This is a genomic window from Comamonas aquatica NBRC 14918 (genome assembly GCF_000739875.1).
GTDB classification, from domain to species: Bacteria; Pseudomonadota; Gammaproteobacteria; order Burkholderiales; family Burkholderiaceae_C; genus Comamonas; species Comamonas aquatica.
This window is the reverse complement of record NZ_BBJR01000093.1, coordinates 1-7,900: the sequence shown is the minus strand read 5'-3', so window position 1 is coordinate 7,900 and position 7,900 is coordinate 1. Positions and strand designations below refer to the sequence as shown.

Genomic DNA, 7,900 nt, shown 5'->3' with positions numbered 1-7,900 from the left:
TACAGCCACCGCTACCATTAACTCAATCAGCGTAAAACCCTTTGATTTGCGCATGGAATGTGCCTGCTTCTGACCCGTTGAATAACCAGTCTCTTTTTTCTCGATGGATTTGAAAATATTCATTCAGCCAATACAGCCAATTGAAAATATTGAGAAAACAGCGAGATTGCTGTTGACGATTGTCTCGCAAAAAAACATTTTTTTGCATCAGCACAATTACATAGAAACAAACCCAGCAAGCCCATAAAAACAAGCAAATCAAAATCAATCGCATTACATATATTTAACTGTTTCAGTATTAATTGAAATATGTAGTGATTATTCCGGTGGACTTGTACATTTATTCTTACTTTTTGAATCATTTATACAAAATCACTGACATAAGAAAATAAACAAATCGTGAATCATCAAAAAAGAAAAAATATTCACCGCAGGCTCTGCTGCTCTTCGTCCGGCCAGGGACGGGGGGCAAAATTTTCCAAGCTCGGACATGACCATTCGGTTGGCCCGACAATGCACGCTTTGGGAACAAGCTGCACACCCATCTGCGGCGCCCACCTACGCTGACAACACCCTCCATCCACGTGCCGCACATGAATGCTGTGACTGAAAACCCCTGGATCGCCGACGAAGCCGCCGAGGCTGCTGCGCAAGGCGAGACCGCCGCCGAAACCAAGCCCGGCAAGATCAAGATCGAACGCGAGCAGATCAAGCTGGAAAAGCGCCTGTGCCGTGAAGTGGGCCGCGCGATCATGGACTTCAACATGATCGAGGACGGCGACAAGATCATGGTCTGCATGTCCGGCGGCAAGGACAGCTACACCCTGCTGGACATCCTGCGCAAGCTGCAAAAGCGTGCGCCCGTGAAGTTCGAAATCGTGGCCGTGAACCTGGACCAGAAGCAGCCCGGTTTCCCCGACCACATCCTGCCCGAGTACTTCCAGTCCATCGGCGTGGACTACCACATCGAAACCCAGGACACCTACAGCGTCGTCAAGCGTGTGATCCCCGAGGGCAAGACCACCTGCGGCCTGTGCTCGCGCCTGCGCCGGGCCATCCTGTACTCGGTGGCCGACCGCCTGGGCTGCACCAAGGTGGCCCTGGGCCACCACCGCGACGACATCGTGCAGACGCTGATGCTGAACATGTTCTACGGTGGCCGCATGAAGGGCATGCCGCCCAAGCTGGTCAGCGACGACGGCAAGCACGTGGTCATCCGTCCGCTGTGCTACGTGCCCGAAAAGGACACCACGCGCTGGGCCCAGTACCAGAACTTCCCCATCATTCCCTGCAACCTCTGCGGCAGCCAGGACGGCCTGCAACGCGTGGCCGTGGGCGACATGCTGCGCGAGTGGGACAAGAAGTTCCCTGGCCGCATCGAGAGCATGTTCCGCGCCATGGGCAACATCGTGACCACACACATGATGGATCCCGCGCTGCACAACTTCAAAGACGCCCAGGCCACCGGCGTGGCCGACCCGAATGGCGACATGGCCTTCGACCACGAAGAGCTGCCCACCACCCCCACGCTGCCCGGCGGCGTGCAGGTGGTGCAGATCGGCTAAGCCGCGCTCACGCAAGCATCCAGCCCCGCCCTGTGCGGGGCTTTTTTGTGGGCGCCGGGCCCCGCCCCGGTTGCAGCCGCAGGAACTTGTGGCGGTCACGGCGGTTCCAACTGCCATCTTCAGCCCTCAGGTTCCCCCGGCCCGTGCTTGTCAGCACAATGGTGGGCAGGAACGTTGTCCCAGCTACCGACCAAGGAACGCCCATGCAGCCACACCGCCTTCCCTCCACTTCCCGCCGCTGGGCCCTGGTGGCCGTGCTGGCCAGCGCCGCCGTGCTGGCTGGCTGCGCCAGCGGCCCGCGCCAGATCACCAGCAGCGTGCAGACCTATGCCAGCATGGGTGGCGTGCAACTGCCCGCCACCTACCGGCTGGAGCTGCTGCCCTCCCAGACCCAGCAGCAGAGCTTTGCCCGGGTCGAGGCCGCGGCCGAGCAGGCCCTTCGCCGCGTGGGCCTGACGCGCGACCCGCGCCCCGAGCTGGCACGCCTGGTGGTCCAGGTCGGGGCCACGGCATCGCAAGGCCGGGCCTACCACCCGGCCTATGACGACTGGTTCTACGGCCCGCGCTTTGGCTGGGGCATGGCCTACGGTGGCCGCTGGGGCGGCGGCCTGGGCATGAACTGGATGATGGACACGCCCCCCATGGTCTACTACCGCGCCGTCAAGCTGGTGCTGCGCGATCAGCAGACCCAGCAGATCGTCTATGAAACCTCGGCCGAATACGACGAGGTGCGCATGGACGACCAGGTGATCTGGAACGTGCTGTTCGATGCGGCGCTGACCGATTTCCCGAATCCCCCTGCCGGCACGCGCCAGGTCCGCACCACGCTGGAGGCCAAGCCCGCGCCCGCCGCCACCACGGCCACGCCGGCCGCCGCCCCCGCCGCGGCAGGGGCCGCCCGCTGACACCATCCCGGGCCGCGCTCGCCTGGGTGCGGCCCTTCCACCCGATTGAGGAATCTGCCATGACACGCTGGATCGCTTCCACCCTGCTCTGTGCCGCTGCCAGCGGCCTCTCCCTGGGCGCCCACGCCGCCAACTGGGGTGACACGCTGCGCCAGCAGGCATCCTCGCTGGGCGGTGGCAGCACCGCGGCCAGCGACAACAGCAACGCCTCGACCCTGGGCGGCCTGCTGGGCCACAGTGGCGCCGCTTCCAGCGGCATGCTGTCTTCGCTGGGGGTCCCGGCCTCCGGCACGGCCGGCAACGCGGCGGGTGTCATCACCTACTGCATGAAGAACAACTACCTGAACCCCAACAAGGCCGAGCAGGTGAAAACCCAGCTGCTGGGCAAGCTGGGCGTGACACCCCAGCAGCCGGCCCCCAAGGACCCGGGCTACCTCCAGGGATTGGCGGGCACCATCACTGGCAGCAATGGCCAGAGCTTCAGCATGGACAAGCTCCAGGGCGACCTCAAGGAAAAGGCCTGCGACCTGGTGCTGGACAACGCCAAGTCCTTGCTCTAACCACCAAAACCATAGCTACCCACGCTTACGCTACAAGCGCTGGAAGGTCAAAAGGCTTGCACAGTGTGCAAGCCTTTTTGCTGTCCGGCGACGACACCATGCCCCTGCGCTTGACCTTCCCATGATGTCAAGGATTACGCTGTACCCTATTCCTTCTAGCACCACAGGTTCTGCCTATGTCCACCCCACCATCCACGCCCCACGCCCACCCCGCCACCGCGGCGGCCCTCAGCCTGCCCGTGCACGGCATGAGCTGTGCCAGCTGCGTGGGCCGGGTCGAAAAGGCCGTGCGCCAGGTGCCCGGCGTGGCCGAGGTCAGTGTCAACCTGGCCACCGAGCGCATCCACATCCAGCCTGCTGGCCCGCTGGACACTGCCGCCGTGGTGCAAGCGATTGAAAAGGCCGGCTACGAGGTGCCCAGCCAGACCGTCGAGCTGGCCGTGGAAGGCATGACCTGCGCCAGCTGCGTGGGCCGGGTGGAACGTGCCCTGCAAAAAGTGCCCGGCGTGACCGCGGCCCAGGTAAACCTGGCCACCGAACGCGCCACGGTCCAAGGCAGCGCCACGCTGGAGGCCCTGCTGGCCGCGCTGGACAAGGCCGGCTACCCCGGCCAACCCATCGACACCCAGGCCGCGCGGGCGCAAGCCGAGGCCCAGGCCGCACACAAGGAAGCCGAATACGCCGCGCTGCAGCGCGACTTCACCCTTGCTACGGTGCTGGCACTGCCGGTGTTTGTGCTGGAGATGGGCTCGCACCTGATCCCCGGCATGCACCACTGGGTGGCGGGCACCATCGGCCTGCAAAACAGCTGGTACCTGCAGTGTGTGCTGACCGCGCTGGTGCTCTTGATTCCCGGGCGGCGCTTTTACACCAAGGGCCTGCCCGCGCTGCTGCGCGGCGGGCCGGACATGAATTCCCTGGTCGCCGTGGGCACGCTGGCGGCATTCAGCTATTCCGTGGTCGCCACCTTCCTGCCCGGCCTGCTGCCGGCCGGCACGGTGAATGTGTACTTCGAGGCCGCCGCCGTCATCGTCGCGCTGATCCTGCTGGGCCGCATGCTGGAGGCCCGCGCCAAGGGCCGCACCTCGCAGGCCATCCAGCGGCTCATCGGCCTGCAGCCGCAGACGGCGCGCGTTCAGCGCGACGGGCAGTGGGTGGAGCTGCCGGCCGCCGACGTGCAGACCGGCGACCTCATCCAGGTGCGCCCCGGCGAGCGCGTGCCCGTGGACGGCACGGTGCTGGAAGGCCAAAGCTATGTGGACGAATCCATGATCACCGGCGAGCCCGTGCCCGTGGCCAAAACCATCGATGGCCGCGTGGTGGGCGGCACGGTCAACCAGGCCGGCGCCTTCACCCTGCGCGCCACGGCCGTGGGCAGCGCCAGCGTGCTGGCGCAGATCATCCGGCTGGTGGAGCAGGCCCAGAGCGGCAAGCTGCCCATCCAGGCCGTGGTGGACAAGGTCACACTGTGGTTCGTGCCCGCCGTGATGGCCGCCGCCGTGCTCACCTTCCTGGTGTGGCTGGTGTTCGGCCCCACGCCGGCGCTGAGCTTTGCGCTGGTCAATGCAGTGGCCGTGCTCATCATCGCCTGCCCCTGCGCCATGGGCCTGGCCACCCCCACCTCCATCATGGTGGGCACCGGGCGGGGCGCCGAGCTGGGCGTGCTGTTCCGCCAGGGCGAAGCGCTGCAGCTGCTGAAAAACACCCAGGCCGTGGCCGTGGACAAGACCGGCACCCTGACCGAAGGCCACCCCGCGCTGACCGACCTGGAAGTGGCCGAGGGCTTTGACCGCGCCCAGGTGCTGGCGCTGACCGCGGCCGCCGAATCGCGCTCCGAGCACCCGATTGCCCGCGCCATCGTCCAAGCCGCCGAGCACGAGCAACTGACCGTGCCTGCCCTCAGCGACTTTGCCTCCATCACTGGCATGGGCGTGCGCGCCACGGCCCTGGGCCAGCGCGTGGAGGTCGGTGCCGACCGCTTCATGCACGCCCTGGGGCTGGACGTGGCGCGCTTCGCCCCCACGGCGGCCCGCCTGGGCAGCGAAGGCAAGTCGCCGCTGTACGTGGCCGTGGATGGGCAACTGGCCGCCATCATCGCCGTGGCCGACCCCATCAAGCCCAGCACGCCCGGCGCCATTGCCGCCCTGCATGCCCTGGGGCTGAAGGTCATCATGATCACCGGCGACAACGCCCGCACCGCGCAGGCGATTGCCGCGCGCCTGGGCATTGACGAAGTGGTGGCCGAAGTGCTGCCCGAAGGCAAGGTGACCACGCTGCAGCAGCTGCAGGCCACGCACGGCCATGTCGCGTTTGTGGGCGATGGCATCAACGACGCGCCCGCACTGGCCGCGGCCGATGTCGGCATCGCGATCGGCACCGGCACCGACGTGGCCGTGGAAGCCGCCGACGTGGTGCTGATGTCCGGCAGCCTGCAGGGCGTGCCGAATGCGATTGCGCTGTCCAAGGCCACCATGGGCAACATCCGGCAGAACCTGTTCTGGGCCTTTGCCTACAACACGGCGCTGATCCCCGTGGCCGCCGGCGCGCTCTATCCCGCGTATGGTGTCCTGCTGTCGCCGATTTTTGCGGCCGGTGCCATGGCGCTGTCGAGTGTGTTTGTGCTGGGCAATGCCTTGCGCTTGCGCAGCTTCCAGGCGCCGATGGCCGAGGCTGCGGCCTGATCGATTGCGACCATCCCGTCTTTGACGGCAGAGGCCGGGAGTTCGTCCCGGCGGCCGAGTGATTTTCTGGGTGCGCCCAGAAGGTCACCAAAGATGCGCTTGGGCCTACCCGCCGCGAAACTCGCTGTGCGCTGTACCAGCGCGCCGCTCAAACATCCACGGCGCGTCAGGAGATGGATGCAGACCTGTCGCGCAGCAGCGCTGCGGCAGGTCTGCCGTAGTGCCAGCGCTGTGCCACATGTTCCCAACCATCGGTGCACTGTGAAAATTTTCGGAGAACGCCTATGAATATCGGAGAAGCGGCCAAGGCCTCGGGCGTGTCGGCCAAGATGATTCGCTATTACGAGTCGGTGGGGCTGATTCCACCCATCCAGCGCACCGAGTCCGGCTACCGCGCGTACAGCGGGTCGGATGTGCACATGCTGCGCTTCATCCGCCGCGCACGCGACCTGGGGTTTGCGGTGGCGGAGATTCACGACCTGCTGGACCTGTGGCGGGACCGCAGCCGCAAAAGCGCGGACGTGAAGCGCGTGGCGCTGCAGCACATCCAGGACCTGCAGCGGCGCATCCAGGAGCTGCAGCAGATGTCCGACACCCTGCAGGCGCTGACCGCCTGCTGCGCGGGCGATGAACGGCCCGACTGCCCCATCCTGCAAGGGCTGGAGACGGCCGACCTCTCCGCCCCCGGCGCGGACGATGGTACGGCCCCGGCCCAAACTACCTGCTGCCCGCCCGTTCGTTAACCGCCCCCCATCACCGCAACGCCCCACAAAAAAGGCCATGGCATGTGCCATGGCCTTTGGGACGCGCGTGGCGTGGGTCAGGCGCTGCCGCCAACCCCCACGGGGTGGCGCAGCGCGCTTACTGCACCTGCGCGGGGTAGCCTGCCTCTTCCAGCGCCGCCACCACCGCGGCCTGCGGGGCCGTGGTCTGCACCTGCACCGTGTGGGTGGGGATGTCCACCGTCACCTGCGCGGCGGCATCCACGGATTGGATCGCCTTGGTCACGCTGCGGGCGCAGCCGCCGCAGGTCATGCTGTCGATGTGAAATTGCATGGAAAACTCCTGGTCAAAATGCAATGGCGCCAGACTAAGGCTTGCCATGATGGGAAGGTCAAGCCCTTGCGCCACGCAGGGTGAGCCGACGTGCACACCCTAAAAATCAGAGCAGGCTGCGCTGATCCTGTGGGGGCTAGACAGCGAAAACACCCAATAAAGCACGCACCCCAGCTCTTGGGACTGCCATGGTGCCCTGACGACCTGCAGCCCACCCGCCGCACGTGCGCCCAGGCCCACATGCCGGCTCCACGGCAGGCCACAGAGACCGGGCGGCCATGTCCACCAGCGGCAAGCCCGGATACCCCCCACAGGCCTCTGACGGTCCCGTGGATCGGCTACACCACCGCACGCTCTGTGCCTGCCGCCGCACGCGCACCAAGGTGGCCCGCAAAGCGCTACATTCACGCCCTATGTCTGCGCAGCGCCCCACCTTTTTGCTTCCCATCCTGGGCTCCATCGCCTTTTTGTGCACCGGCACCTCCTGGGCCAAGCACAGCCTGTTCCCGGAGATCGGTGCGCAGGGCACGACGGCGCTGCGACTGGGCTTTGCCGCCGCGCTGATGCTGCTGTTCTGGCGCCCCTGGCGGGCCTCCATCGCACGCCACGATCTGCGCTCCATCGCGCTGTACGGCGCCACGCTGGGCGTCATGTGCCTGTCGTTCTACCTGTCGCTGCGCACCCTGCCGTTCGGCGTTGCCGTAGCGATCCAATTTGCCGGCCCCCTGTCCGTCGCCGTCTGGTCATCGCGCCGGCCGCTGGACTATGGGTGGATCGCCCTGGCCGTGCTGGGCCTGGGCCTGGGCCTGCTGTTGCCCCTGGGCCACGACGTGAACACGCTCAACCCCGCCGGCATCGCCTACGCCGCGTTCGGCGCCATTGGCTGGGCCTCCTACATCGTCTTTGGCAAGCGCGTGGGCCACCTGCCCATCAGCATCACCGCCCCCTGGGCGCAGCGGTGGCCGCCCTGGTGGTGGTGCCCGTCGGCGTGGCCCATGCCGGCGCGGCCCTGCTGTCGCCCAGCGTGCTGCTGACCGGCCTGGGCGTGGCCCTGATCTCCTGCGCCATCCCGATCTCGCTGGAACTCTTCGCCCTCAAGCACCTGCCCAAACACGTCTTCGGCACCATGACGA

The 7,900-nt window shown here is 65.9% G+C and carries 8 protein-coding genes; 6 read left to right on the top strand and 2 right to left on the bottom strand.

Features of this window, described 5'->3' with window-relative positions:
• Positions 1-54 (bottom strand): prepilin-type N-terminal cleavage/methylation domain-containing protein (locus CA2_RS18855; protein ID WP_369441277.1); only part of this gene is annotated, 54 nt, incomplete at its 3' end.
• Between the two features lie 539 nt (positions 55-593).
• Between CA2_RS18855 and ttcA the strand changes: the two genes are divergently transcribed.
• The 5 genes from ttcA (at position 594) to cueR (ending at position 6,454) form a co-directional block, all read left to right on the top strand.
• Positions 594-1,565 carry a tRNA 2-thiocytidine(32) synthetase TtcA gene (ttcA, locus tag CA2_RS16950; RefSeq protein WP_042420284.1) on the top strand — a complete coding sequence of 324 codons (972 nt, stop codon included), beginning with the start codon at positions 594-596 and terminating at the stop codon, positions 1,563-1,565.
• Between the two features lie 203 nt (positions 1,566-1,768).
• The gene (locus tag CA2_RS16945) at positions 1,769-2,470 is read left to right on the top strand and encodes a DUF4136 domain-containing protein (RefSeq protein WP_042420281.1); all 702 of its coding nucleotides are present in this window, start codon (positions 1,769-1,771) and stop codon (positions 2,468-2,470) included.
• A 59-nt stretch (positions 2,471-2,529) separates the two neighbouring features.
• Entirely contained in the window at positions 2,530-3,030 is a 501-nt protein-coding gene (locus tag CA2_RS16940) for a YjjA family protein (protein ID WP_042420278.1), read from the top strand.
• A 176-nt stretch (positions 3,031-3,206) separates the two neighbouring features.
• The gene (locus CA2_RS16935) at positions 3,207-5,711 is read left to right on the top strand and encodes a heavy metal translocating P-type ATPase (protein WP_042420275.1); all 2,505 of its coding nucleotides are present in this window, start codon (positions 3,207-3,209) and stop codon (positions 5,709-5,711) included.
• 284 nt (positions 5,712-5,995) lie between these two features.
• A complete protein-coding gene (gene cueR / locus CA2_RS16930; protein ID WP_042420273.1) occupies positions 5,996-6,454 on the top strand; it encodes a Cu(I)-responsive transcriptional regulator in 459 nt (152 codons plus the stop codon).
• A gap of 118 nt (positions 6,455-6,572) precedes the next feature.
• Here the strand turns inward: cueR and CA2_RS16925 are convergent, their stop codons facing one another.
• Positions 6,573-6,767 carry a heavy-metal-associated domain-containing protein gene (locus CA2_RS16925; protein WP_042420287.1) on the bottom strand — a complete coding sequence of 65 codons (195 nt, stop codon included), beginning with the start codon at positions 6,765-6,767 and terminating at the stop codon, positions 6,573-6,575.
• Between the two features lie 413 nt (positions 6,768-7,180).
• Between CA2_RS16925 and CA2_RS16920 the strand changes: the two genes are divergently transcribed.
• Complete coding sequence (locus tag CA2_RS16920) at positions 7,181-7,801, top strand: EamA family transporter (protein ID WP_052370003.1); 621 nt, start codon at positions 7,181-7,183, stop codon at positions 7,799-7,801.
• Positions 7,802-7,900: the final 99 nt, after the last annotated feature.

Bases quoted from the DNA above. Each gene is read 5' to 3' on its own strand.
- CA2_RS16920 (WP_052370003.1), top strand. From the start codon at position 7,181: ATGTCTGCGCAGCGCCCCACCTTTTTGCTTCCCATCCTGGGCTCCATC.
- cueR (WP_042420273.1), top strand. From the start codon at position 5,996: ATGAATATCGGAGAAGCGGCCAAGGCCTCGGGCGTGTCGGCCAAGATG.
- CA2_RS16925 (WP_042420287.1), bottom strand. From the start codon at position 6,767: ATGCAATTTCACATCGACAGCATGACCTGCGGCGGCTGCGCCCGCAGC.
- CA2_RS16940 (WP_042420278.1), top strand. From the start codon at position 2,530: ATGACACGCTGGATCGCTTCCACCCTGCTCTGTGCCGCTGCCAGCGGC.
- CA2_RS16945 (WP_042420281.1), top strand. From the start codon at position 1,769: ATGCAGCCACACCGCCTTCCCTCCACTTCCCGCCGCTGGGCCCTGGTG.
- CA2_RS16935 (WP_042420275.1), top strand. From the start codon at position 3,207: ATGTCCACCCCACCATCCACGCCCCACGCCCACCCCGCCACCGCGGCG.
- ttcA (WP_042420284.1), top strand. From the start codon at position 594: ATGAATGCTGTGACTGAAAACCCCTGGATCGCCGACGAAGCCGCCGAG.